This is a genomic window from Variovorax sp. VaC1, assembly GCF_043658315.1.
Classification (GTDB): domain Bacteria; phylum Pseudomonadota; class Gammaproteobacteria; order Burkholderiales; family Burkholderiaceae_C; genus Variovorax.
Window position 1 is genome coordinate 152458 of sequence record NZ_JBIGLT010000007.1, and the last position, 24555, is coordinate 177012.

The 24555-nt window shown below is 68.7% G+C and carries 26 protein-coding genes; 7 read left to right on the forward strand and 19 right to left on the reverse strand.

The features are described 5' to 3' along the window. Positions 1–5: 5 nt before the first annotated feature. Positions 6–509, forward strand: a complete 504-nt coding sequence (locus ACGLHS_RS26255; protein ID WP_394484556.1) for an NUDIX hydrolase — start codon at positions 6–8, stop codon at positions 507–509. Here the strand turns inward: ACGLHS_RS26255 and mnmA are convergent. Continuing rightward, on the reverse strand, positions 499–1608 hold the full coding sequence (mnmA, locus tag ACGLHS_RS26260; RefSeq protein ID WP_394484558.1) for a tRNA 2-thiouridine(34) synthase MnmA: 1110 nt from the start codon (positions 1606–1608) through the stop codon (positions 499–501). The genes ACGLHS_RS26255 and mnmA overlap by 11 nt on opposite strands. 178 nt (positions 1609–1786) lie before the next feature. Between mnmA and ACGLHS_RS26265 the strand changes: the two genes are divergently transcribed. Next, entirely contained in the window at positions 1787–3505 is a 1719-nt protein-coding gene (locus ACGLHS_RS26265) for a long-chain fatty acid--CoA ligase (protein WP_394484560.1), read from the forward strand. Positions 3506–3518: 13 nt separating this feature from the next. Here the strand turns inward: ACGLHS_RS26265 and ACGLHS_RS26270 are convergent, their stop codons facing one another. The 5 genes from ACGLHS_RS26270 to ACGLHS_RS26290 all read right to left on the reverse strand — a co-directional run bounded on the left by ACGLHS_RS26270 (position 3519) and on the right by ACGLHS_RS26290 (position 9319). Continuing rightward, a complete protein-coding gene (locus ACGLHS_RS26270; RefSeq protein ID WP_093246491.1) occupies positions 3519–4508 on the reverse strand; it encodes an LLM class flavin-dependent oxidoreductase in 990 nt (329 codons plus the stop codon). A 45-nt stretch (positions 4509–4553) separates the two neighbouring features. Then, positions 4554–6227, reverse strand: a complete 1674-nt coding sequence (locus ACGLHS_RS26275; RefSeq protein WP_394484562.1) for an FxLYD domain-containing protein — start codon at positions 6225–6227, stop codon at positions 4554–4556. Positions 6228–6299: 72 nt separating this feature from the next. Then, positions 6300–6899: a hypothetical protein gene (locus tag ACGLHS_RS26280; protein ID WP_394484564.1), complete on the reverse strand. Its 600-nt coding sequence runs from the start codon at positions 6897–6899 to the stop codon at positions 6300–6302. A 12-nt stretch (positions 6900–6911) separates the two neighbouring features. Continuing rightward, the gene (locus tag ACGLHS_RS26285; protein WP_394484566.1) at positions 6912–8717 is read right to left on the reverse strand and encodes a VanW family protein; all 1806 of its coding nucleotides are present in this window, start codon (positions 8715–8717) and stop codon (positions 6912–6914) included. Beyond that, complete coding sequence (locus ACGLHS_RS26290) at positions 8714–9319, reverse strand: DUF6891 domain-containing protein (protein ID WP_394484568.1); 606 nt, start codon at positions 9317–9319, stop codon at positions 8714–8716. The genes ACGLHS_RS26285 and ACGLHS_RS26290 overlap by 4 nt, the downstream gene beginning before the upstream one ends. Positions 9320–9606: 287 nt before the next feature. Here ACGLHS_RS26290 and ACGLHS_RS26295 point away from each other — a divergent pair, with 287 nt between their 5' ends. Continuing rightward, a complete protein-coding gene (locus tag ACGLHS_RS26295; protein ID WP_394484570.1) occupies positions 9607–10296 on the forward strand; it encodes a hypothetical protein in 690 nt (229 codons plus the stop codon). A gap of 1 nt (position 10297) precedes the next feature. Here the strand turns inward: ACGLHS_RS26295 and ACGLHS_RS26300 are convergent, their stop codons facing one another. Next, a complete protein-coding gene (locus ACGLHS_RS26300; RefSeq protein WP_394484572.1) occupies positions 10298–10891 on the reverse strand; it encodes an isochorismatase family protein in 594 nt (197 codons plus the stop codon). A gap of 136 nt (positions 10892–11027) precedes the next feature. Continuing rightward, positions 11028–11408, reverse strand: coding sequence for a helicase SNF2 (locus tag ACGLHS_RS26305; RefSeq protein WP_394484574.1), 381 nt, complete (start codon positions 11406–11408; stop codon positions 11028–11030). Positions 11409–11667: 259 nt separating this feature from the next. On the opposite strand from ACGLHS_RS26305, the gene ACGLHS_RS26310 reads away from it, so the two are divergent. Next, the gene (locus ACGLHS_RS26310) at positions 11668–12156 is read left to right on the forward strand and encodes a DUF6314 family protein (RefSeq protein WP_394484575.1); all 489 of its coding nucleotides are present in this window, start codon (positions 11668–11670) and stop codon (positions 12154–12156) included. A 12-nt stretch (positions 12157–12168) separates the two neighbouring features. On the opposite strand, the gene ACGLHS_RS26315 is transcribed toward ACGLHS_RS26310, so the two are convergent. The 4 genes from ACGLHS_RS26315 to ACGLHS_RS26330 all read right to left on the reverse strand — a co-directional run bounded on the left by ACGLHS_RS26315 (position 12169) and on the right by ACGLHS_RS26330 (position 15051). Continuing rightward, positions 12169–12747 (reverse strand): biotin transporter BioY, encoded by a 579-nt coding sequence (locus ACGLHS_RS26315; protein ID WP_093246338.1) that lies wholly within the window; start codon positions 12745–12747, stop codon positions 12169–12171. A gap of 29 nt (positions 12748–12776) precedes the next feature. Next, on the reverse strand, positions 12777–13370 hold the full coding sequence (locus ACGLHS_RS26320; protein WP_394484578.1) for an energy-coupling factor transporter transmembrane component T family protein: 594 nt from the start codon (positions 13368–13370) through the stop codon (positions 12777–12779). Beyond that, entirely contained in the window at positions 13363–14109 is a 747-nt protein-coding gene (locus tag ACGLHS_RS26325; protein WP_394484580.1) for an energy-coupling factor ABC transporter ATP-binding protein, read from the reverse strand. The genes ACGLHS_RS26320 and ACGLHS_RS26325 overlap by 8 nt, the downstream gene beginning before the upstream one ends. 84 nt (positions 14110–14193) lie before the next feature. Beyond that, positions 14194–15051 carry an isocitrate lyase/phosphoenolpyruvate mutase family protein gene (locus ACGLHS_RS26330; RefSeq protein WP_394484582.1) on the reverse strand — a complete coding sequence of 286 codons (858 nt, stop codon included), beginning with the start codon at positions 15049–15051 and terminating at the stop codon, positions 14194–14196. 278 nt (positions 15052–15329) lie between these two features. On the opposite strand from ACGLHS_RS26330, the gene ACGLHS_RS26335 reads away from it, so the two are divergent. The 3 genes from ACGLHS_RS26335 to ACGLHS_RS26345 are packed head-to-tail and all read left to right on the forward strand — an operon-like array spanning position 15330 to position 16825. Then, entirely contained in the window at positions 15330–16043 is a 714-nt protein-coding gene (locus ACGLHS_RS26335; protein ID WP_093246342.1) for a YebC/PmpR family DNA-binding transcriptional regulator, read from the forward strand. Positions 16044–16094: 51 nt separating this feature from the next. Then, positions 16095–16358 carry a hypothetical protein gene (locus ACGLHS_RS26340; RefSeq protein ID WP_394484585.1) on the forward strand — a complete coding sequence of 88 codons (264 nt, stop codon included), beginning with the start codon at positions 16095–16097 and terminating at the stop codon, positions 16356–16358. Between the two features lie 29 nt (positions 16359–16387). Further along, positions 16388–16825, forward strand: coding sequence for a GFA family protein (locus tag ACGLHS_RS26345; protein ID WP_394484587.1), 438 nt, complete (start codon positions 16388–16390; stop codon positions 16823–16825). A 13-nt stretch (positions 16826–16838) separates the two neighbouring features. On the opposite strand, the gene ACGLHS_RS26350 is transcribed toward ACGLHS_RS26345, so the two are convergent. From ACGLHS_RS26350 to ACGLHS_RS26380, 7 genes are all read right to left on the reverse strand, one after another. After that, positions 16839–18053 (reverse strand): PepSY-associated TM helix domain-containing protein, encoded by a 1215-nt coding sequence (locus ACGLHS_RS26350; RefSeq protein WP_394484589.1) that lies wholly within the window; start codon positions 18051–18053, stop codon positions 16839–16841. Positions 18054–18077: 24 nt separating this feature from the next. Further along, the gene (locus ACGLHS_RS26355) at positions 18078–18827 is read right to left on the reverse strand and encodes a DUF4198 domain-containing protein (RefSeq protein WP_394484592.1); all 750 of its coding nucleotides are present in this window, start codon (positions 18825–18827) and stop codon (positions 18078–18080) included. A gap of 13 nt (positions 18828–18840) precedes the next feature. Then, the gene (locus ACGLHS_RS26360; protein WP_394484594.1) at positions 18841–21282 is read right to left on the reverse strand and encodes a TonB-dependent siderophore receptor; all 2442 of its coding nucleotides are present in this window, start codon (positions 21280–21282) and stop codon (positions 18841–18843) included. 125 nt (positions 21283–21407) lie between these two features. Continuing rightward, positions 21408–22442 carry a FecR domain-containing protein gene (locus tag ACGLHS_RS26365; protein ID WP_394484596.1) on the reverse strand — a complete coding sequence of 345 codons (1035 nt, stop codon included), beginning with the start codon at positions 22440–22442 and terminating at the stop codon, positions 21408–21410. Continuing rightward, a complete protein-coding gene (locus ACGLHS_RS26370; RefSeq protein ID WP_394484599.1) occupies positions 22432–22941 on the reverse strand; it encodes a sigma-70 family RNA polymerase sigma factor in 510 nt (169 codons plus the stop codon). Before ACGLHS_RS26370 ends, ACGLHS_RS26365 begins: the two co-directional genes overlap by 11 nt. Positions 22942–23048: 107 nt before the next feature. Further along, positions 23049–23840, reverse strand: a complete 792-nt coding sequence (locus ACGLHS_RS26375) for an ABC transporter permease (RefSeq protein WP_394484602.1) — start codon at positions 23838–23840, stop codon at positions 23049–23051. After that, on the reverse strand, positions 23837–24418 hold the full coding sequence (locus tag ACGLHS_RS26380) for an ATP-binding cassette domain-containing protein (RefSeq protein WP_394484604.1): 582 nt from the start codon (positions 24416–24418) through the stop codon (positions 23837–23839). The genes ACGLHS_RS26375 and ACGLHS_RS26380 overlap by 4 nt, the downstream gene beginning before the upstream one ends. Positions 24419–24555: the final 137 nt, after the last annotated feature.

Sequence of the window (24555 nt, forward strand, 5' to 3'; positions counted from 1 at the left end):
CTGCAATGGCTGCCGTGCGCTGGAAGCCCAATGTCACCGTGGCTGCGGTGATCGAACAAGACGGGCGTTTTCTGCTGGTCGAGGAGCATGCCGCCGACGGCCTTCGGCTCAACACGCCCGCCGGACACCTGGACCCCGGCGAATCCCCCGCCGAGGGCTGCGTGCGCGAGACGCTTGAAGAAACCGCCCACCATTTCACGCCCACGGCGCTCATCGGTATCTACATGGCCCGTGCCCGGCCGCAAGCCGAGCAAGGCGAAGACGTGACTTACATGCGCTTCGCCTTCACCGGCACGCTCGGCGCGCAAGAAGAAGGCCGCGCACTCGACGAAGGCATCGTGCGCACCGTCTGGATGACGCTCGCCGAGATTCGCGCCAGCGTCGCGCGGCATCGCAGCCCGTTGCTGCTGCAATGCATCGAGGACTACCTGGCCGGCAAGCGCTATCCGCTCGAGATGGTCCACATCGACGAATCGGTGCGCTCGGCACCGCCAGCGGTCAAACGATGACACCGCCCCCCAGGCAGCGCTCGCCGTCGTAGAGCACCGCCGACTGCCCCGGCGTGACCGCCCATTGCGGCTCGCCGAAGCGCAGGCTGAACCCCTGGGCGCCACCCGTCTCGCCGGCGCCCATGTCGCAGGCCGCATCGACCTGCCGGTAGCGCGCCTTCGATCCGTAGGCGCCCGGCACAGGCGCTTCGCCTGCCACCCAGCTTGCATCGTCGGCCTTCAGTTCCGACGACAGCAGCCACGGATGGTCGTGGCCCTGCACCACCCAGAGTGTGTTCTTCTCGACGTCCTTGCGCGCCACGAACCAGGGCGAATGGTCGCCCGAGCCGCGCTGCGCGCCCTTCTCCTTGACGCCGCCGATGCCCAGCCCCTGCCGCTGGCCCAGCGTGTAGAAGCTCAGCCCCTGGTGCTCGCCCAGCTTGCGGCCCCGGTCGTCCTTGATCGGGCCCGGCTCCTTCGAGATGTAGCGGTTCAGGAAGTCGCGGAACGGCCGCTCGCCGATGAAGCAGATGCCGGTCGAGTCCTTCTTCTTCGCGTTCGGCAGGCCGATCTGTTCGGCGATGCGGCGCACCTCGGTCTTGTGCAGCTCGCCGACCGGGAACAGCGTCTTCGACAGCTGCGCCTGGTTCAGGCGATGCAGGAAGTAGCTCTGGTCTTTCGACGCGTCGAGCCCCTTCAGCAGTTCGTGCCTGCCGGTGGCCTCGTTCAGCCGCACGCGCGCGTAGTGCCCGGTGGCGATCTTCTCGGCGCCCAGCCGCATCGCGTGATCGAGGAAGGCCTTGAACTTGATCTCGGCGTTGCACAGCACGTCGGGGTTGGGCGTGCGGCCGGCCTTGTATTCGCGCAGGAACTCGGCGAACACGCGGTCCTTGTAGTCGGCCGCGAAGTTGACGTGCTCGATCTCGATGCCCAGCACATCGGCCACGCTGGCCGCGTCGATGAAGTCGATGTTCGACGAGCAGTATTCGCTGTCGTCGTCGTCTTCCCAGTTCTTCATGAAGATGCCGACCACCTCGTGCCCCTGCTGCTTGAGCAGGTGCGCCGTGACCGCAGAGTCCACCCCGCCGCTCAGTCCCACCACGATCCGTTGCTTTGCCATAAGCCCGCCATTGTCCCAGCCTCGCGGTAGGGGCTTCTCGCGTGTGGGAAATCGGGAAAACCCGTGTCGCCTGCATGTCAGTCCGGGGGCCACAGTGGAAAGACCGGGCGCTACAGTGCCTCCGAAGGGCGGCACAGACCCGCCCGCGCGATTTGCAACAGCACAGCGGAGACAACGCATGGCCATCCCTTTCCCCTCTGGCGACACCACCCCCTGGACGCGCGCGTACCCGCCCGGCATGCGCTGGGACGCCGAGTTGCCCGTCAAGCCGGTCCAGCAGATGCTCGACGAGGCCGTCGCGCGATGGCCCGGGCACTCCGCCGTCGAGTTCATGGGCCAGGTCATGACCTACCGCGAACTCGGTGCCGCGGTCGACCGCGCTGCCAAGGGCCTGCAGGACCTGGGCGTGAAGCCCGGCGTGCACGTCGGCCTGTACCTGCCGAACACGCCCCACTACCCGATCGCCTTCTTCGCGGTGCTCAAGGCCGGCGGCACGGTGGTGAACTACTCGCCGCTCGACGCCGAGCGCGTGCTGGCCCACAAGATCGAGGACAGCCGCACCGACATCCTGATCACGCTCGACCTGGTCAATCTCTACCCGCTGATGGCGCGGCTGCTCGACAACTCGCGCCTGCAGAAGCTGGTGGTCGGCAGCCTGGGCGACTACGGCGCGGCCGGCGACAAGGTGCAGGCCCAGCTGCAGGCCGCGGGCCAGATCGCTGCCGTGCCCACCGACGACCGGCATGTGCGCTTCACCGACCTCCTGAAAAGCGAAGGCGCGCACCGCACCTATCCGCTGGGCGATCTCGCGCAAGAGATCGTGGTGCTGCAGTACACCGGCGGCACCACCGGCCTGCCCAAGGGCGCGATGCTCACGCACGCCAACCTCACGTCGGCCAGCGCGCAGTACTACGAGTCCACGCGCGGCGAGCCGCCCATCCTCGACGAAGGCAGCGAGCGCTTTCTGGTCGTGCTGCCGCTGTTCCACATCTTCGCGCTGAGTGCGGCGATGCTGCTCGGCGTGCGCCTGGGCGCAGCACTGGTGCTGCACACGCGCTTCGATGTCGATGCCGTGATGAACGAGCTGGCCGCCAGCAGGATCAGCGTGTTCCCCGGCGTGCCGACGATGTACACGGCCATCCTGTCGCACCCCAAGGCCAAGGAGATGGACCTGCGCTCGCTCAAGTTCTGCGGCTCGGGCGGCGCACCGTTGCCGGTGGAGGTGGAGCAGCGCTTCTTCGCGCTCACCGGCTGCCACCTCAACGAAGGCTGGGGCATGACCGAGACCTCGCCGGTGGGCACCTTCACGCCCGCGCGCGGCGTGCGCAAGGCGGGCTCGTGCGGCATGCCGTTGCCGCAGGTGCGCATCAAGCTCGTGAGCCTGGACGACCCGACGAAAGACGTGACCGCGTTCGGCGAAGCGGGCGAGCTGTGCGTCAAGGGTCCGAACGTGATGAAGGGCTACTGGAACAACCCCAAGGCCACGGCCGAGTCGATGACGCCCGACGGTTATTTCCGCAGCGGCGACGTCGCGAAGATGGACGCCGACGGCTACTTCTACATCGTCGATCGCACCAAGGACATGCTGCTGTGCGGCGGCTACAACGTCTATCCGCGCGTGCTCGAAGAAGCGGTGTACGAGCACCCCTCGGTGGCCGAGGTCTGCGTGATCGGCGTGCCCGACGACTACCGCGGCCAGTCGCCCAAGGCCTTCATCAAGCTGAAGGAAGGCGCGCCCGAACTCACGCTCGATGCGCTCAAGCTGTTTCTGAAAGACCGCCTGGGCAAGCACGAGATGATCGGCGCGCTGGAGCTGCGCGCGGAGCTGCCCAAGACGGCCGTGGGCAAGCTCTCGAAGAAGGACCTCGTCGACGAGGAAGCCCGCAAGCGGGCCTGACTGACGGTTGCGGCTACTTCTTCTGGCCGAAGGCTTCGGCCAGGAGTTCGTACGAGCGCAGCCGCGCAACGTGGTCGAACACCTGCGAGGTGATCATGAGTTCGTCGGCGCCGGTGCGCGCCACGAACGCTTCCACGCCCTTCTTCACCGTGTCGACCGAACCGACCGCGGAACACGACAGCACCGAGTCGAGCAGCGCGTTCTCGGCCGGCCCGACCTTCTGGCGGTAGTTCTCGACCGGCGGCGGCAAGCGGCCGGGCCGGCCGCTGCGCAGGTTGACGAAGGCCTGCTGCCACGACGTGGCGCGGAACTCGGCCTCTTCGTCGGTGTCGGCCGCGAACACGTTGAAGCCCAGCATCACGTACGGCTTCTGCAGCTGCGCCGAGGGCTTGAAGGTCTCGCGGTAGATCTGGATGGCCTGCATGATCTGCTGCGGCGCGAAGTGCGAGGCAAAGGCATAGGGCAAGCCAAGGTGCGCCGCGAGCTGCGCGCCGAAGGTGCTGGAGCCGAGGATCCACACCGGCACTTCGAGCCCCGCGCCGGGCACGGCCCGCACGGGCTGCTGCGGCGTCTTCGACATGAAGTCCATGAGCTCGATCACGTCCTGCGGGAACTGGTCGGCATCCGATTCGAGGTTGCGGCGCAGCGCCCGCGCAGTGCGCTGGTCGGAGCCGGGCGCGCGCCCCAGGCCCAGGTCGATGCGACCCGGGTACAGCGACTCCAGCGTGCCGAACTGCTCGGCGATCACCAGCGGCGAATGGTTCGGCAGCATCACGCCGCCGGCACCGATGCGGATGGTCGACGTGCCCGCCCCCACGTACGACAGCAGCACTGCCGTGGCCGCGCTCGCAATGCCCGGCATGCCATGGTGTTCGGCCAGCCAGTAGCGCGTGTAGCCCAGCTTCTCGCCGTGCTGCGCGAGCGAGAGCGAGTTGCGGAACGACTGCGCGGCGTCGCTGCCTTCGATGATCGGGGAGAGGTCGAGGATCGATAACGGAATCATGGGCGCGATCATGGCGCGAACCGCCCAACGCCGTCAGGCGAGGGGCTATTCGGTTTGGTATAGCGTCGTCACGCTCGCGAAGTCGCGGCCGTTCTGCTCCACGTTCACCTGGAAAGGCACGCTCTCGCCCGGCGCGATGGCCGGCAGGTTCTCCACCAGCTTGAAGCCCGTGAGCTGCCCGTTGCGGTCGCGCAGGCTGACCCACAGCCGCACCTTGCCGACGATGCCCGCGCCCGGGTTCTTCACGGTGCCCGTGACTTCGACGCTCTTGTAGGTGAAGCGCTGGCTGAAGTTGAGCAGCACGCTGCCGGTCTCGGCCTTGGTGCCCGTCACCTTCACCTCGAGCGGCATGCGCGGCCCCGGCAACGCGGCGCGGCGCATCGGCTTCCACTCGATGCGGGTGTCGGTGATGCGCTCCATGTCTTCCGGTTCCAGGAAGATCGGGAACCGCTCGCCCGGATAGAGGTATGCCAGCCCCGAAATGTTGGTGGTGCCGTCGGCCTTGCTGCCGCTGAAGCGCGAGATCACGCCACCCGGCGCGATGACCACCGCGTCGGTGCTGCGGTTCACGAGTTCGGTCAGGAACAGCCGCTGCTGGATGTTGTTGCGCCCGTCGATCAGCGGCAGCAGCTCGAGCTGCTTCGGATCGAAGCGCTCGCTGTCGTCGGCCAGCAGGTCTTCGGTGCCCAGGCGCAGGTCGGGGTTGAAGCGCTCGGGTGCACCGGTGGTGCGGATCACGCGGTCGGCGCTCAGCACCGCCGTGCGTGCGCCCGAGGCCTCGACCGTGCTGTAGCCGATGCGGTAGTCCCACGCCGCGATGGCCGCCGCGCGGCCGAAGCGCGCAATGCTCAGGTCCACCGAGGTCTGCGCACCCGCCTTGAGTTCGTTCGCTTGCCCGTAGCCGTGGCCGAAGCCGATCACCTGCCCCGCGTCGTCGTACAGCGTGGCCAGTACCTCGATGCCGCCGAGCATGGCGCCGTCCTTGCGCGTGTTGGCGACGCGCCCCACCAGCCGCACGCGCTCGCCCTGCTGCACCAGCCGCACGCGCGAGAAGCTCATGCGCGGCCCCTCGACCGCGTTGTAGGGCTCGGCCAGCTTCTGCACCTGCAGCTCCTGCCGCGTGATGTTCTTGCCGCTGGGCATGTCGATCAGCGCGGGCGTGCTCTCGCCCGCTTCGAGCACCGAGATCGGCACCATCTCGCTGCGCTCGTCGAGCCGGGTCTCGCCGTCGTAGTACGTGGCCCGGATGCCCGCGCGCGACAAGGGCTTGCCGGTCTCGTTGCGCACCACCACCAGCAGCTTGGGCACGGCCGAACTGCCGCTGCCCACCAGCACCTGCCGGGGCTCGCCGAGCTTCAGGCCATCCGTCGGGATGGTGCGGTCGACGACGGCAGCCACCACCGGCCGCGAGCCGGACTGGTTGCGCGACCCGAAGAACACGTCAGCGAGGCTCCCCACCAGCACGACGCCCAGCACGACGATCACGCCGATGCCGATCTTGCGCAGCATCAGCTTCTGCCGGAGCGCTTCCTCGGCCGCCAGTCGCCTGCCCGCCTCGTTCTTGACCTGGTTGAGCACGCGTTCGAGCCGGTCGGACACGTTGTCCTCGACCAGCGTGACGGAGCCGCAGTGCTCGCAGGTGTACTCATTGAGCCCGGTGCGCTTGAGCACGCTGCTGCCGCACTCGCCGCACTTGAGCGTCTGGAGATCGATGGTCATGAAGTGCTTCCGCTTTCTTGTTCTGCCCGCGATTCTCCCTGCACCCTGTTGCCTGCCGCGGTCATGCGCCTGCTACCAGCCGAATTCATCCACGATGGCTTCGGCCGTGGCGGCGTCGCCAAGCAGCGACACGAGCCGCTTTACCAGGTGCGCGCGTTGCACCGGGTCGACGCTGTCGTCGTCCAGGAACAGGTCGTCGCCGGCCTCCTCCACGAACTGGCCCACGATGCCCAGGCAGGCGGCCATCTGCAGGATGTCGGCAAAGATCGGCTCGTCGTCCTGCCACGCGCCCGCGCCGTGCCGCGCGAACTGGATCGCGCCCGTGCGCAGGTCGAAGATGAACGGGTCCGCGCCCTGGTCGGCCACCACCAGCCAATGGTCGGGCCAGCCGGCCAAGCGCTCGCCGGTGATGCCGTGCCAGCGGTAGCCGGCCTGCAAATGCCACAGGCGCGAGAGCGGCGGAATGCAGAAGAGATTGCCGACGTTCGGGACCGTGAGGCCCGCGTAGCCCACGCGGTCGTTGACCCACTCGCCGAGCGGGCCGACCTGTTCGTAGAACGTTGCGATGGCGGGCGGCAGCGGAATGTCGCCGTGCCAATGCGTTGCAGCCGGTTGAGGCGCCAGCTCGCCGTGCGGAGCCAGGGCCGCGCGGGCCTGTTCGATCGATGCCAAGTCTTTCTCCAGTCAGGTGTTGCAAGCGGCACGCAATGCGGCGCGCAGGGCTTCCACGTCGCCAGCCGCGACTTCGCGCACGCCCGGCCATGCAGCCAGGCCGCAGGCGGTCGAGGCCACCACGGGCAGGCCGGCCGCCACGGCCCGCAAGAGCGCGCGCGGCGCGTGCTCGATGTGCGCGGGCAATGCGACGACGCTGGCACCGGCCAGCCCATCGCCTTGCCAGTTCATGTGCTCGACATGGCCGATGCCCTGCCAGAGCCGCACGTCGTCGGACGGCGAGCCCAGCACGCGCAACCGGCATGGCCAGCCTTGCAGTGCGGCGGCCAGTTCGCGCGCGCCCTTGCGCGCCAGCGCGCTTGCCGCGAACACGACAAGTGGCAGGTCTTCGCGTGTCGCAGCAAGGGCCTTGGTGCCGGGCAGCACCCAGTCGAGCCGCGACAGCGCGGCCTGCGGCGCCGTCCCGGCGAGTTGCCGTGCGACTTCCGCATGGGGCGTGACCACGGCCACGGCGCGAGCCAGCGCCATGGACTCGGCCCGCACCAGCGCGGGGTCGGCACGGAAGTCGCGCAGCGTGGCGTCGTCGGGCCAGCGTTCGGAAGCCGCATCGAGCCGGTGCTCGATCTCGGCCATGGGCAATGCACTGGCCAGCACGGTGACGCGGCGGCCGTCGAGCGCGCCGATCCGCTGCAGATGTGGCAACAACGCCTGGTCGACCACCAGGTGCGTGTGTTCGGGCTTCAGGCGCGCGGCAAAAGCCTGCGCCATCCAGCGTTGGCCATCGATCAGGCTGGCCTGGCGCCGGCCCGCGTGCCGCGCCCAGAGCCGCTGCCACAGCGCGCGGCGCAGGCTCGCGGCCCATGGCGATGTCTCGGGTGCCGCGCCTTCGGGCACGGGCTCCCGATGCCAGCCGAGCCTGGGTGCACGCCAGAACGCCAGCCGCAAGGGCACCGGCTGCATGCGGTCCGCGCCAGAGTGATGCGCCTGCAGGTAGCGCGCGAACTCCGGCGTCCACGCATCGACCAGCACGGCGGTGCGGCCTTGCGGCGCCACGTCGACCGCGGGGCGATGGCGAAAGCAGGCCGTCTGGTCGCAGCTCAGGCAGCCGCGCGCGAGCGGCAGTGCCTGCGGCGCAGCGCTCTCTTCACCGGATCGCCGCAGCGCGACGGCCGCAACCGGCGTCGCCAGCGGCGAGCGCGCGCGGATGCGCAGCACCAGCTCGGTGGCCGTCAGCTCCACTTCGAGCCGCCACGCATGCTTTGCGCGCAGCTTGAGGTCGACGTAATTCCAGAACACCGTGGCGTCGACAGCATCGTGGTCGCCTGCCCCGGCCTGCTCGATGCGCGCCGTGTGCCCATGCCGCTCGACCAGCTCGAAGCCGGCACGCGCCGCCACGGTGGCGAGCGCATTCGACAACTGGCAGAGGCCTCCGGCCAGGGTCGGCACCACGCAGCCGCCGCGCAATTCGCGGCCCACGACGAAGCCGCGCCATGCGCCCGGCCGGCCCAGCTGGCGCCAGAAGCTCAGCAGCTCACCGGCCGGCACCTCGATCGCATCGAAGGCACGGCGTGCCACGCGCAGGTTCTGCACCTTGCCGGCGACCAAAGGAAATTCGTCCGCGCGCCCGTCGGACCACAAGGGCGTGCGGTATTGCGCGAGCACAGGCGCATCGGCCAGTGCGTGATCGCCACCGCGCCATCGCCGGGCCGAAGGCCGCAGCGTCTCGCGCAGCGCATGGGCCGTGGCCAGCAGCCGCGAGCGCAGCCAGAAATCGATGGCGTCGATGCGGCGCGGCGGCTGCCAGGCCTGCACGCTCACGCGGAGGGGCCTCGCTTGCGCCATTGGCCAAGATCGGCCTCGATGCGCTCGTTGATGTTGCCGCTCCACCTCGCGTCGAAGCCGGCTGCGCGCAGCAGCTCGACGATGCGATTCCCGACGACGACGGTGTTGGCCTCGCGCTGCGCGATCTCGGGGATCATGCCGCCGCTGAAGGCCAGGTACAGGCGACCGGTGCGCACCGCGGTGTCGAGGTCTTGCGAGTGATAGAAGCAGCAGCCGCGAATGCCCGAAGCCAGGCGCCCCGCGGCACGCCACTGCTCGCGCACGTCGTCGTGGCCGTCGGCCAGCGAGTTGCCGGCGCGGTGCAGCGCGATGATCTTTTCATCGCGCAATTGCACGAAGACGGCGTCGAGCCGGTCGTACTCGGTCTGCGCGGGCCAGTCGCGCTCGGCGGCGTGCTTGGCGGCGCAGGCACGCTCGGCTTCGGCCTTGACCCAGGCACGGTCTTCGGCCGTGATCTCGTCGGGATCGAGGTACTCGTCGGTGATCATCCATTCGACATCGGCGTCGGGATAAAAGCCGCTCCACACCAGATCGTGGATGCGTCCGCGCGTGTCTTCAGGGTCGAGAGTAAGGGCCATGCGTGTGGGGTTGCCGCGTCAACGGCGACGGATCATGCTTTCTTTTTTTCGGCGAAAGTGCCCTCGTATTTTGGCCCGTGTGCACCATGATGGCGCAGTAATGCGAAAGCATGAAGCCTCGCGGCTCCTCCTTCCGCGTTGCCATCATGAAGGATGCGTGGGGGCAAGGCAATGCGCCTTTTGGCGAAGGAAGCCTCGGCCGCATGGCGGGCTCACTGGCGCTCTGGCCGAGGAACCGCACCGGGATGGGGCTGCTATTTGCGAATGGCTATGCTCGGCGCCTTCCCATGCCTCGCCACCCTCCTTCCATCGACCTCGTCACCCCCACGGGCGGGGAGCCCACCGAGTGGACGTCCAACGCCCCGCAGGCGATCGAGCGCGTGCCGCAGTCGGCCTCCGACTGGGCGGCGTGGCTGATCGCGCTCGCGGTGCTGGCGTTCTTCGCGGTCTTCGGCTTCCAGGCGATGACCTGGGCGCTGGCCGGTGGCTGGCAGTGGCTCTGGATGGTGATCGGGCTGCCCGTGTTCTCGACTTTTTCCGTGCTGACGGTGATGTTCGTCGTCAAGCGCCTGCGCGAAGGGCGCCGCGTGCGTGTGGCACTGGAGAACATGTCGCTGGAGCGCGGCGAGGGCTTTCGCGTCGGCGAGCCGCTCGAACTGCGCCTGCGCGCGACGGTGCCGCGGGCCCGGGCGGGCGAGCGCACGGTGGCGCCCGAGCGCATCGTCATGCGCCTGATGCGGCGCGCCGCCGGCGACGGGCTCGGTGGCGAGACGGATCGGTCCGATACCTGCTGCGACGAGGTCGTCGCCCATCGCGACGACACGCGGGCCGACCGGCTGGTCTACGCCTGCGAGCTCTGCGCCAACCCTGAGCTCGGCGGCGACGCGGCGCAATGGTTCATCGAACTGCACGACCCGGCGGCCGACGACGGTCTGCCTTTCTTCGTCGCCGGCCTGCGGCTGCTGCCCGCCCGCTGAATCAGCGCGCGGTGCCGCCGGCCGCAAGGGCCGCCAGCAGTGCCTCGGTCGAACGCACCCGGCCCATGCGCGGGAACAGCTCCCTGTTCGCGAAATGGTGCGGCTCGGCCGCCAGCGACGTCATCGCGTCTTCCACGAACACCAGTTCGTAGCCCCGGTCGAAGGCCGCACGCGCCGTCGACTCGACGCCGAAGTTGGTCGCGATGCCGCTCATCACTAGTGTCCTGACGCCGCGCCGGCGCAGTTGCTGGTCGAGATCGGTGCCGTAGAACGCGCCCCACTGGCGCTTGGTGATCCGCACATCGCCGGGCTGCACCTGCACTTCGGGCACCAGTTCCGAAAACTCGGGCGGCGGCACGGGCGATCCGGGCGGCCGGCTGATGGACGCGTCCGCCGGCAGGCTCAGCAGCTCCGAGACGTCGACGCGCACCCAGACCACGGTGCCGCCCGCGGCGCGCAGTTTCTCGGCGATGTGAATGCTTCGCTCCACCACGTCGGCGGCGGCATGCGGTGCGAGCTGGCGCCCCACGTTGCTGCGCTGGAGATCGATGGAGATAAGGGCGGTTTGGCGGGGGTTCAGGTCAAGAAGTTCCATGCCGACCCATGATACGGACGCAATGTGAGCCCGTCATGAGCGGGACGAGCGCACAAAAAAGCCGGGCCATGCGTTGGCATGGCCCGGCTTATTGAGACAACGCCCGCCGGAGCGAGGCGTCGGCTGTGAGGCTTGCTTACAGCGGCATTGCGTCGCCGTGTGCGGCAGCGCGGGCTGCGGCACGCACTGCAGCGCGGTCCACCGAGCTGGCAACAATCGGGGCCACGCCCGACGATGCGCCTTCGGCGTACGGGTCGGCGCTGTGTGCTGCGGCGACGGCTTCACTGCGGACGGCAGCGCGGCTGGTCGACGACACGAACACTGGCGCCGGGCCGGAGTTGGCACCGGTGGCGTAGGGGTTGGCGCTGTGCGCGGCAACCACGGCCTGGCTGGAAACATCGGCGCGGCTGGCGGCCGAGGTCAGCTGATGCACGCCTTCATAGGTTTCGGCATGGGCGGAACCGGCAACAGCCAGCAGGGCAACGGCAACAGCGGAGAGGAGCTTCGAGGCGGTCATTTGGATTTCCTTCAGTTCAGTTCAATTGTTTTTGCACTTGGATGATTTCGAACCGGTCTTGGGTGGGTTGCCGTCCCTCTGGGGGTCGGCCACCGCGCTCGGGGCCCTGTTCATCCAGATCGGCTTGGGGGCCGGTCTGTGAATGAATTGTGCGCCGATATCTAAGTAGAAACCCGTAGCAAACAGAACCACGGTGTTCACACGCTGGAAACAATCACCCATCAGAAAGGGAGATGAGGGCTTGTCGTAGAGTGCCGGCATGAACGCGCCAGCCCCTTCCTTCGCCCCTTCGTCCGAGGCCTTTGCGCCCTGGGGCAACCCGGACGCCGTCTTCGACAGGCTGGAAGGCGCCTGGAACCTCGACCGGACCATCGAAGGCCAGGCCTCCATGACCGGCACAGCCATGTTCACGCGGCTCGACACAGGGGTGCTGAAGTACCGGGAGGAAGGCCGGATCCGGCTGGCCGACGGCAAGGAATTCGACGGCCACCGCGAATATCTCTTCGAGCGCGCCCCGGGCGGCTTCGACGTTTTCTTCGCCGAGCAGCCGCCGCGCCTTTTCCATCGCATCGCCATCGTGCGCGACGGCGACGCGCTCGCCGGATCGGCCACGCACCTGTGCACGCCCGACACCTACGACAGCAGCTACCGCTTTCTGGGCGACGGCACCTTCGTCATCCAGCACAAGGTGCACGGTCCGCGCAAGGACTACCTGTCCGCCACCACTTTCAGGCGGCGCAGCGCATAGCCCAGAGGCAAATCAATCGCGGTCGAGCCGCCAGCCCGGCATGCCGCGCATCACCGTCTGCACGAGCATCGCGCAGATGCCGCACTTGATCAGGTCGCCAGGAATGAAGACCAGCATCGCCAGCGCCGCCTGCGACAGCGACATGTGGGCCACCCACGAGAGCCCCACGATGCCGAAGGCATAGACCACGACGATCCCGCCGACCACCGACGCGACAAAAGCCGCCGCCAGCAGCCCGGTGCCCGTGGCGCCCGCCATGCGGCGCATCAGCAGGCCGCAGGTGAAGGCGCCGAACATCCAGCCGAATAAAAAGCCCGAGGCCGGTGCCACGAACACGCTCAGGCCCCCACGGCCGCCCGGCAGCAGGGGCAGGCCCAGCGCCACCGCAAGCAGGAACAGCGCAATCGCCAGGAACCCGCGACGCGGCCCCAGCAGGCAGCCGGCCAGCATCACACCCAGCGACTGCAGCGTGATCGGCACGCCGAACGGCAGGTCGATCTTGGGGATCAGCCCGAACACAGCCATCAGCGCCGCGAACAGCGCGATGTACGACAGGGAACGGGACGAAGTGAGGGAGCCGGTGGTGGTCATGGGAATCTCGTTCCAGAAAGAGGGTGGAGTCAGCGGCCCAGCCGCGCCGCCAGCGCATCGGCCACGCGCTCCGCGGTCTGCAGGGTGCGGATGGTCAACGGCGCCAGCAGCCGCAGGCCGCCGCCATGCCCCGCACGGGCGCGGTAGGCATCGTCCAGGCGCTGCCACTGCACATAGAAATTTTCGGCGAAGCGCAGCATGAGGCCAAGGCCGAGCGCGATCCGCTCGGTCGGCACGCCAAGGCGCTGCAGCGGATGCATGAGGGTTTCGAGCACCGCCAGCAGGTCTTCGAAGCGCGTGGTCAGCGTCAGCATCAGCGCGAGCGTAGCCGCGCTGGCCAGCCGCAAGGCACTGGCCACGCCCAGCGGCGTCGTGCCCAGCGCCCAGTGAAAACCGACGATCAGGCCGCCGGCAATCGCCACGCCGACCAGCATGCGCACGCGGCGCCACGCGGGGCGCCCGAGCGACGCGAAGATCAGCAGCACCACGGCACAGGCCACGGCCAGATGCACGGGCTTGTCGACCAGCACCAGCAGCGTGCCGCACACCGACAAGACCGCGAGCTTGATCCACGCGGCAATCGCATGCATCCACGTCTGCTCTTCCGAATAGAGGCTACGCATGCGCGCCCCGCTCCGCCCTGGCGCGCTCGCGCACATTCGCGGCATAAGCCTCGCAGACCTCGCGGCCCGGCCCGTCGGCGCGCACCTTGCCTTGCTCCAGCCACAGCACGCGCTCGAAGTCGTGCACGTGGTCGAGCAAGTGTGTCGACAAGACGATCTGCTGGCCGGTGGCGTCCAGCTGCGCCGCCAACCGCGCCTGGCTCAGCAGGTCGAGGCTGGCGAAGGGCTCGTCCAGCAGCAGCGTGGCCGGCTGGCTGATCTGCAATGCCAGCAGGCACACCTGCTGGCGCTGCCCCTGGCTCAGTTCGCCGATGGCGCGCCCGGCCCATGCGTCGAGCCCGCGCTGCGCGAGGAAGTCGCGCGCCCGCTGCCGCGCCGCCTGCCGCGTTTCCCCGCGTGCCGTGAGGCTGAACGCCAGCTCCTCGGCCACAGTCGGAAAAATGATCTGGTCGTCGGGGTTCTGGAACATCAGCCCCACGTGCTGCGACAGCTGCCGCCGGTCGGTCTGCGTGTCGCAGCCATGCACCACGACGCGCCCCTGCTGCGGCTGGTCGAGTCCGCTGATGAGGCGGAACAGGCTGCTCTTGCCCGCCCCGTTGTCGCCGACCAGCCCGATGCGCGCCTCCTGCAGGTGGAGCGTCAGCCCCTCGAAGACGTGCTGGTTGCCGCGCACCAGCGTGACCGCCTCGAGGCGAATGCTGTGCGGGGAAGAAGGGGTGGTGGATGTCGGCTGCGGCAAGGGGCCGCCACTGTACCCGAACGCCCTGCCGCCGGCCCTTCCCTGCCCCGCTTCAGGCCGCGGCGGCCGGCACCAATGGAATGCTCAAGGGGTGGACGGAAACAGCGCGTTGATCTCGCCGGCCGGAATCATCTCGCTGCCCATGGTGCGAAAGCCGGCGTTGTGGGCCGTGTCGTCGAATGCTTCGGTGGCGATGCGGCCGAGCAGGCCAAGCGCCGCCTGCAACGGGCCACACCCCAGGCTGATGCGCCGCGCGCCGGCCTTGGCGAGCACATCGACCGCCGGCGCCTTGGTGTGGCCGGCGTAGACGTTCACAGGCAGCGCCACCGCATCCGCAAGGCCCGCGATTTCTTCGAGGCTGCCCATGCCCGGCACGAAGATGCCGTCGGCGCCCGCCGATGCGTAGAGCCGCGCGCGGCGCAGCGTGTCCTGATAGCGCGCGGCGGGGTCGTCGTTGGCGACGAAGTGGGTGTCGGTGCGCGCGTTGATGAAAAAGCGCGCGTCCAGCTGGCGCAGCGCGCCGATGCGCTCGCAGAGAATCTCCGGCGGCGCCAGTTCGCGCGTGCCCGGCAGCACGCCGTCTTCGATGTTGATGCCGGCCACGCCCATGTCGATCAGCGCGCGCACCAGATCGCACACCGCCAGCGTGCTGTCGCCGAAACCACGCTCGATGTCGACCGTCACCGGCACGCTCACCACGCGGCAGATGCGCGCGCAGGCCGCGAGCAATTCGCCGGCCGGCATGCGCTCGCCATCCGCATAGCCCAATGACCACGCCATGCCGGCGCTGGTCGTGCCGATGGCCGATGCACCGGCGCGCTCGACGATGCGCGCGCTGGCCGCGTCCCATGCGTTCACCAGCACGAGCGGGCCGGGGCCGCTGTGCAGGCGATGAAAGATGTCTGTCTGCTGGCGTTGTTGTCGCGTGCCGTGGGTCTGCATGGTGGTCGTTCGATGCCGAGGGGTGAAGGAATGGCCACAGCGTAGGCACGATCCGCTTTCGTGACTTGGAAAAAACTGCTGTCGGCGCATCGAGGATGACGCGCGCACGCCTCCCGAAAAGGCCGATTCCTGCCTCGGGCAAGTGGTGGCACGCACCCGGTTTCCCTCCCGGCCGCGCTCCAGCTACAGTAGTCGCCCCAAACCGGTCATCCAGCCCTTCTGCCGAGAACCAGACGAGAGCCAGACAAGGCCGCAACACACACCTCAAGGAATCAGACATGGGCGCGCAATGGAAAGCAAAACACAAGGATCTGGCCGCCAATGCCAAGGGCCGGCTCTTCGGCAAGCTCGCCAAGGAAATCATGATGGCCGCGCGCAACGGCGCCGATCCGGCCTCCAACTCGCGCCTGCGGCTCGTCGTCGAGCAGGCCCGCAAGGTCTCGATGCCCAAGGACACGCTGGACCGCGCCATCAAGAAGGGCGCGGGCCTCACGGGCGAAGCGGTGCACTTCGAGCACGTCATCTATGAAGGCTTTGCGCCGCACCGCGTGCCGGTGATGGTCGAGTGCCTGACCGACAACGTGAACCGCACCGCGCCCGAAATGCGCGTGCTGTTCCGCAAGGGCCAGCTGGGCACCTCGGGCTCGGTGTCGTGGGACTTCGACCACGTCGGCATGATCGAAGCCGAGCCCACGGGCGCCGGCGCCGACCCCGAAGTGGCCGCCATCGAGGCCGGCGCGCAAGACTTCGAGCCGGCCGGCGAAGGCAACACCACCGTCTTCCTGACCGACCCCACCGACCTCGACCTCGTGAGCCGCGCGCTGCCGGCCCAGGGCTTCACCGTGCTGTCGGCCAAGCTGGGCTACAAGCCCAAGAACCCGGTCGATCCGGCCAGCCTGAGTGCCGAGCACCTGGAAGAAGTCGAAACCTTCCTGGCCGCCATCGACGCGAACGACGACGTGCAGAACGTGTTCGTGGGCCTGGCGGGCTGAGGTTGCTTCGTGCAGTGCCCCGTCTGCAACCATCTCAATTCGGCGACGGACGTGCGCTGCTTTCAATGCCGCACCACGCTGATCCAGGAAGCCGTGGGCCATTCGGACAGCTACCGCAAGACGACCGGCGAGCTGGACTCCCGCATGTACAGCGGCGTCGGCGCGTTCTTCGGGTTTTGTCTCGTGGCCGTTCTCCTGAAGTTCATCCTGCCCGGCGTGAACCTTGGTGACGGGGAGATCTACACCATCTCGGCCGTAGGTGCCGGGATCGGTGGACTCATCGGCCGTGCGCTGCTGCGCGCGAGGATGAAGTAGGCCCTCGGCGAAGCAAGAAGGAAAGGCCTGTGACCGCTCCCGAGGAAGCGCCCCGGCGACAGCTCACCGGCCAGTGCTTGTGCGGCGCGGTCCGCTATGCGGTCGCGGATGAATTCGTCTACGCCCTGAACTGCCACTGCGCCAACTGCCGGCGCGCGACGGGCTCGGCGTTCAAGCCCTTCGCGGGCATCGAGCGCCACAAGCTGGCGATCACGCAGGGCGAAGACAGGCTGCTGGTCTTCGGCGAGCGGGACGCGGGCGACATGCACTGCGGGCATTGCGGCTCGCTGCTCTATTCGATCGTGCGCGAGGGCATGTACGCCCACGTCACCCTGGGCACGCTGGTCGATGCCCCGGCGATCCGGCCGAGCGCGCACATCTTCGTGGGCTCGAAGGCGCCGTGGTTCACGATCACCGACGCGCTGCCGCAGTATGACGAACACGTGGAGCCGCCGGCCGAGGACTGACCGAGCCTGCGGCCTACGAAGCCGCGCGTGCGCGCGTCCTGCGAACCCACATGAGCACGCCGGTGACTGACAACAGCGCCACGGCCATCCCCAGCAACGCGACGAAAAGCTTGTAGGGCGTGCCGAACACGCGCGCCATGTGCAGCGCACCGAGCCAGTCTTCCAGCGCGTTGCCCTTGCCGCCGCCGGCAAACCCGCGCAATGCGCCGCTGTCGGCGTCGATCAGCACGGCGGTCGCACCGGCCGCGTCCCGAATGTCGAGGCTCGATCGGACCCGGTACACATAAACGCCGTGCGCGCGGTCGAGGCGCAGGTCGCGCTCCGCTTCGACGACGAAGTTCCTTTCGCGGGCCAGCGTCGACAGTGCTTGCTGGCCGGCCGCATGCGCAGCCCGCCAATCGAGCATGGGCTGCGCCATCGGAACCGGGCACGAAGGCAGGCCTGCCCAGAGATCCTGCGACACGACGCCCAGCGACATGACGGGCCGGTAGACGCTGTCGCGCAAGGTCAGCATCACGCTCGACCACGCGAAGACCAGCAGCACCGGCCACAGCCAGAGACCCGGCGCCCGATGGAGGCCCAGCATCAGCCGCGCAACGCTGCCGGACGGCGCCACGCGCCACGCGCTTCGCCAACGCCGCCACCAGCCCGGTGGCGAACCTGCGGGGCTGCGAGCGGGCACCCTGCGCGGCAACGTGAGGCCGAAGCCGATGAGGCAATTGAGCGTCCACAGCAGCCCCACCGCGCCCAGCACACGCGCGCTCCACGGCGCGGACATCGCCAGGGAGTAGTGCAGCCGGTACAGAAAGCTGATGGCGGTCTCGCGCCGGAACAGCGATGCGCCCCACAGCCGCGTACCGAGCACCGCCGCGCTGTAGGGGTCCATGAACAGCTCATCGACATCGAGCGCGAACGGCTGGCCGGTCTTTGGGTCGACGCGGGCCGAGAGAATGAACCGCAGCGAACGGCCGTCATGCCGGTTCAGGATCACCGTATCGACCAGCGCCTGCGGCGGCGCGGCAAGCTGTGCCCTTTCACGCAACACGAACGGGTCGAGCGCCGATGCCGCCGGCGGTGCATGGACGACGAACAGCGCCGGGTTCAACCAGGCTTCGAGGCTGTCCTCGAAAGCCAGCAGGCTGCCCGTCAATCCGGCCATCAGCAGGAAGGCGGCCGTGACGAGCCCCGCCCACCGATGCAGCCGCACGAAGTGTTGGCGCACCCTCACCGCCCTGCCATGTGCATGCGGCGATCAGTCGCCGGCACGCGGCAACGTGAACGCCAGCGTGGCTTCGAGCCCGTCTTCATCTGCCTCGCTCCGGTCGCTTCGCGGCCGCGTGAGGGACACCGCGATCACGTTCAAGCCGCTGCTTCCGACGACGAGCGTGGCCCGCCCTGTCTTGTCGGTCTTGACGCGCGGCCCCGAGGTGTTGCCGATGAAGTCGCCGATGACCGCCGCGCCCGCCACCGGCTGGCCGTTCGACAGGACGCGGACCACCAGCCGCTCGCCCCGGCGCAGCTTCAGCGGATCGGACAACGGCACGATCTCCAGCGCGGTGCCGAGCGGCTTGAATGGCATCTGCACCGGCTTGAGCAAGGTGGTGCCGAGCTTCATGTAGTAGCCCGCCTTGCGCGCGGCCGGCACCTGCAGGCGCGAGCCGCTGACCCATTTGCCGTCGGCGCCCTGCGACCAGAAGCCATCTTCGACCGCCATCGAGAGCACGGCCGCATTGGCATCGGGCTCGACGACCACGTTGCGGGCGCGCGGCTGCAGCTTGACGCCCGCGGGCGCACCAGTCGCGGTGAAGGCCTTCACCTCGTGAACCTGGCGGGCCTCGTAGGCTTCGTCGAGCGCGCCTTCGCCCAGAACCAGCGCCAGCTCGCCCGCGCGCTGCGTGACCCACACGCCATGCGCGGCGGCGGGCACGCAGAACACGGCCGACAGAAGGCATGCGGCCAGCGCGAGGCGGCAATGCGCGAAAGAAAAAGAAGAGGTGTTCATCGCTGCATGCGCCTCAGAAGTTCGTCGTCATCGCCAGGCGGACGATGCGCGGGTTGCCTTGCGTCACGCCGCCATAGTTGACGGAACTCCAGTAGCGCCTGTTGGTGACGTTCTCGATCGACAGCCGGACCACCGAGGCCTTGCCCAGCACCTTCGTCACGTAGGCCGCGCCAAGGTCCCAGCGCGTGAAGGCCGGAACGATCATCGTGTTGGCGCGGTCGAGCGGGCGGTTGCCCACGTGGTAGATGCCCGTGTTGAACGACAGGCCCGGCACCGAGGTCAGCCGGTAGTCGAGGAACAGGTTGGCCTGGAAGCGCGCGACGTTGCTCGGGCGGCGTCCTTCGAGCGCCGCATCGCCGGTCTCGCGCTGCTCGGCATCGAGCCAGGATACGCCGGCAATGCCGCTCAGCTGCGGCGTGATCTCGCCATTGGCGGTGAACTCGACGCCCCGGTGGCGCTGCCGCCCCTGCTGGCGAAAGATGTTGTCCGAGGGCGTGACGGCCTGCAGCGGCTTGTCCATGTCGAAGGCAGCGGCGGTGACCATCAGGCCGTCGAGCACGCGGCTCTTCACGCCGATCTCGTACTGGCGGCTCTTGATGGGGCCCAGCTTCTGCAGCGCGTTCTCGGCATAGCTCGGCGCGTAGGCGCCCTGCTCGAAGCCTTCGCCATAAGTGGCGTAGAAGGTGGTGCGCTCCGACGGCTTGAACATCACGCTCAGCGTGGGCACGGTGACGCGCGTCGTGTACTTGGGCGTGCCGTCGTACTTGCTGCCGATGTCGCTGCTGTAGCTGATGTGGCGCGCGCCCACCAACAGTTGCCACTGCGGCGTGAAGCTGATGGTGTCGCTCACGAACACGCTGCTCTGCCGCGCGGTGCTCGCGGGCAGGTGGGTGTTGTCGGCCAGGTAGGGCTGCAGGTAAGGCAGCGGCCGGAAGACGTTGCCGATGAGCTGCGGAAAGCGCTGGTAGTCGCCATCGGGCGATTGCAGGCTGGAGTACGAGTAGCCGATGACCGTCTCGTGCCCGAGCGTGCCGGTCTTGAAGCGGCCGGTGGCGAACACCTGGCCGGCGGCGGTGGGGTAAGGCTCGGCCTCGTAGCGCGTGTTGCCCTTGAGCACATCGCCGTTCGGCGCGATCTGCGAGGCGTTGAAGAACAGCGCATTGCGCTTGGTGCGGCTGAAGCCCAGCTGCGCGGTCAGGTCCCAGTTGCTGTTCAGCGCGTAGTCGAGGCGCGCGCCGATGTTCCAGGCGTCGGTCTTGTACTGGCCCCAGGGCTGGCCGACCAGCGTGCGCGGATTGAAGCGCGATGCGGCCAGCACGGTGCCGTCGCTGCGCGGGCCGATCATGCCGCTGGCCGCGAGCGATTTGCGCTGCCAGTCGAAGTCGAGCTGCAGCAGCGCATCGCGGTTGATCTTGATGTCGACCGCGCCACTCAGGAAGTCGCGCTTCAGGTCGCCGAAGTGGGTGAAGTCGCCGACCTTCTCGGTCGCGGCATTGAAGCGGTAGCCGACGGTGCCGTTGGCATCCAGCGGACCACCGGCATCGACGGCCGCATAGCGCCCGCCGTAGCTGCGCACTTCGGCGGTCACGCTCGCAAAGCGCTCGCGCGTCGGCCGCTTGACCACGTAGTTGACGATGCCGCTGGGCTCGCCCACGCCATACAGGAAGCCCGACAGGCCCTTGAGCACGTCGACGCGTTCCTTGTTCTCCAGCGGCACGTCGCTGTAGACGTTGGCCAGCAGGCCGTCGCGGCGCACGTTGTTGAAGGAGTTGGCCGAGAAGCCGCGCACGGCCACGCCGTCGAACGACGAGAAGCCCGAGGTCGGCGTGACCGACGGATCGTTGCGCAGCACGTCCAGTGCGGTGCGGGCGCGCTGGGCCTCGATGGTGTCCACGGTGTAGGAGCCGACGGCGAACGGCAGGTCCTGCAGCGAGCGGATGCCGAGCGCGCCGGCGTTGACGTCCTGCACGTCGTAGAGCCGCTCGCGCTGGGCGCTGACGATGACGGGTGCCAGCGTTGTTCCTGAAGCCCCCGCTTCGCTGCCCGACGCCGCCGATGCCGGTGCGACCACGGCCGCGCCCGCCGCCTTGCGCAGCCGCCACCCGCCGCCCGCGCCCGACACTGCTTCGAGCCCGCTGCCCGCGAGCAGCCGGTCGAGCCCCTCGGACACGCTGAAGCTGCCTTGCAGGCCCGGGCTGTCCAGGCCCTTCGTCAGCGTCGGATCGATCGCGATCATCACGTTGGCTTCACGGCCGAAGCGGCCCAGCACGCTGTCCAGCGAACCGGCGGCGATGGCGTAGGGCCGGCTCTGGCCTGCCACCTGTGCAGCCTGCGCCCAGGCCGGCGCCCCGCCCGTGGCGGCCACGCCCAGTGCCGCGGACAGGCAACCGGCGCGGGCAAGCGTGGCCAGTGGAGAGGGCCGGAAACGTCGTTCGGGCCGTGCGATGAATGCCATGTGAAGAGCTCTCTGTGATCGATGGAAATGGAAGCCGCACCGCTTGCTTTTCGCGGCACCTCTTTCCGTTGATGCACGAGATTCCGGAACCTGCCACTTTCCGGCAGGTTTTTTTTCGAGGCGCCTTACCGGGCCGCGACCGTCACCCAGTAGCGGCTCAGGGATTGGCGCCTGACGGGCAGCGTTTCTTCCAGCATGGCGAGCACCGCATCGGTGTCGGCCAGCGGAAAGGAGCCGCTCACCAGCACGCCCGCCACCGCGGGGTCGCAGCGCAGCACACCGGTGCGATAGCGGCCCAGTTCGGCCACGAAATCGTCCAGCCGCATGCGCTCGACCACCAGGCTGCCGTCGGCCCAGGCGGCGGCACTTTCGTCCAGATGGCCCACGGCGCCGACGCTCGCCGCGCTGTAGCGCACGCGGTTGCCGGCGAGCACGCGGGTCACCAGGGAGCGCTCGCCCGCGCTCACGTCCACGGCGCCTTCGAGCACAGTCACCTCGCTTCTTTCGCCACCCTCGCCGTCGAACTCGCGCACGACGAAGCGCGTGCCGATGGGCACGATGCGCCCGTCGCGGCCGAGCACGACGAACGGGCGCCGTGCGGCGTCCTTTGCGGTGGCCACCATGATCTCGCCGCCCAGCAGCCGGAGCGTGCGCGTCGCCGCGTCGAAGCGCACGTCGATCGCGGTGCGCGTGTTCAGCATGACCTGCGTGCCATCGGCCAGCACGACGCGCCGCCGCTCGCCGGCGGCGGTGCGGTGGTCGGCGTTCAGCGCGGCGATGTCGTGCCGCATCGCCCATGCGCCCCACGCGCCCCATGCGCTAACACCCAGGCCCGCCACGGCCTTGAGCGCCCATCGGCGCTGCTGGCGATCGACACCGCGCAGAGTCGAGCGGGCGATCTGCGGGGCCACGGCGCTGGTGCCTTCGCGCAGGTCGCGGCCCAACCCGCACAGGCGCAGCCAGGCGCGCTCGTGGTCGGGGTGCGACTGGCGCCAGCGGTCGCAGGCATCGCTTTCGCTGGCCGACGCGCCGCCGGACTGGATCTTCACCAGCCAGGCCACCGCCTGGTCGACGATGGCGGGATCGATCGGACGAGGCGCATCGGCCGAGGGCCGGAACACGAGCCGCTCGAAGCGGCTGGCGCCGGACTCACTCGCCATAGACTGCGTCGTAGCAGTGGCGGTACGCCTTCACCATCGCCTTTTGCACGACGTTGACGGACACCTGGAGCTGCAGGGCGATCTGCGGATAGGTCATGCCGTCGAGCTGCGCCATCAGGAAGATCTCGCGCACGTGCGGCTTAAGGCCGTCGAGCACGCGGCTCACCGCCGCCAGGGCTTCGAGCACCAGCAACCGGGTCTCGGGCGAGGGGCTCACGGCCTCCGGGAGATGCGCGATCGCGTCCAGGTACGTGCGCTCCAGTGCAAGGCGACGGAAATACTGGGCGGCGATGCGGCTCGCCACGGTCGTCAGGTAGGCGCGCGGCTCGCGCAGCGGCCCCGATTCATTGGAAGAAAGAATGCGCGCGAAGGTGTCCTGCGCCAGGTCGGCCGCGTTGTCCACGTTGCCCAGCTTGCGGCGCAGCATGTCCAGCAACCACGGTTGATGGTCGCTGTAGAGCGTGTGCACGAGGCGAATGGAGGCTTCGGAGGAAGACATGAAGGCTTGCAATGCGATCGCAGCACTTATTGCGAATCGTTCTCATTGTAAGCAGATGGTTATACGCAGGCAACGATTCGATCGGCCCGCGGGTCCGGCGCGAGCGCTCAGCCCAACCGGTCCGAGCGCAGCCGCTGGCGCTCGTCGGTCATCGACCGCGCCGCCATGTAGACCGCGCCGGCGGCCGCCAGTCCGCCCGCGCCGGTGAGCAGGAACAGCAGCAGGATCTGGTACTTCGCGGCCTCGATCGGGTCCATGCCCGCCAGCAACTGGCCGGTCATGATGCCCGGCAGCGTGATGACGCCGGCCGCCGACATCTGGTTGATGATCGGGATCATCCCCCGGCGGATCGACGAGCGGATCAGCTCCGCGAGCGACTGGTGGATGGTCGAGCCCAGCGCCAGCTGGGCCTCGATGCCGGCGCGGCCCTTGGTCACGCCCTCGAAGAAGCTGTCGAGCCCGAGGCTGGCCGAATTGAGCACGCTGCCCAGCACGATGCCCATGAGCGGAATGGCGTAGCGCGGGTCATACCAGGGTTGCGGGCGGATCGCCGTCATCAGCGCCAGCACCACCGTCGCCACGCTCGACACACCGACCGCCGCCGCGCCGATGCGAAAGTTGCCACCGCCCTTGAGCCGCCACGCGGGCCGCACCGCCACCTCGCGCGCGGCGGCCAGGATCATCAGGACGACGATGGTGAGCGTCGCCACCGGCGACGCCGCGCTGAAGACGAAGCGCAGCACCAGCCCCACCAGCAGAAGCTGCACCACCATGCGCGTCGCGGCCCACAGCACCTGGCGATGCAGTTGCAGGTGCAGCATCAGCGAGGCGCCCGCGTTCAGCAGCACCAGCAGCGTGGCGAGCACGAGGTCGGTGGCGTCGAGATGGATGGTGGTCATGCGATGGCCTGCAGCTGGCCTTGCGCCATTTCGAAACGCCGGTGGCCCATACGGTCTGCCTGCTCCTGCGAGTGGGTCACCATCAGGATCGTCAGGCCCGCTTGAAGCTGGCGCGACAGCAGTGCTTCGACCTCGAGCGTGGTCTTGGCGTCGAGCGAAGCCGTCGGTTCATCGAGCAGCAGCACGGCCGGCTTGCGCGCGAGCGAGCGCAGGAGCGCCATGCGCTGGCGCTCGCCCGTGGACAGGCGCGCGATGTCGGAGGCGAGCAGGTCGCCCGACAGGCCCACGTCCGCCAGCCAACCCGTCAGCGGCTCGTCGATGCCGTCAGGAAAATGCCCGGCCGCCGTGGGCGCCCACCATGCGGGCTCAGCCGCCTGGTAGATCACACGGCGGCGCCATTCGGGGCCCGATCCTGCATTGCGATCGATGCCATCGAGCGCGACGGCCCCCTCCCCCGGGTCCATGTCCGCGATCAGGCGCAGGAAGACGCTCTTGCCCGAGCCAGACTTGCCGAGGATGCAGATGCATTCGCCCGCCGCCACGTCCAGGTCGATGAGGCCGCCGGTTCGGGTGCGCAATTGCCTGATCCGCAGACGGGGAAGTGGATCGGTCATGCGGCGAGGCCTGCGAAGAACGACACGACGAAAGCGAGGGGCGTGACCATCGCCGGATGCTAGGCGATGCAGCACCCGCACGAAGAACTTCGACCGGATGC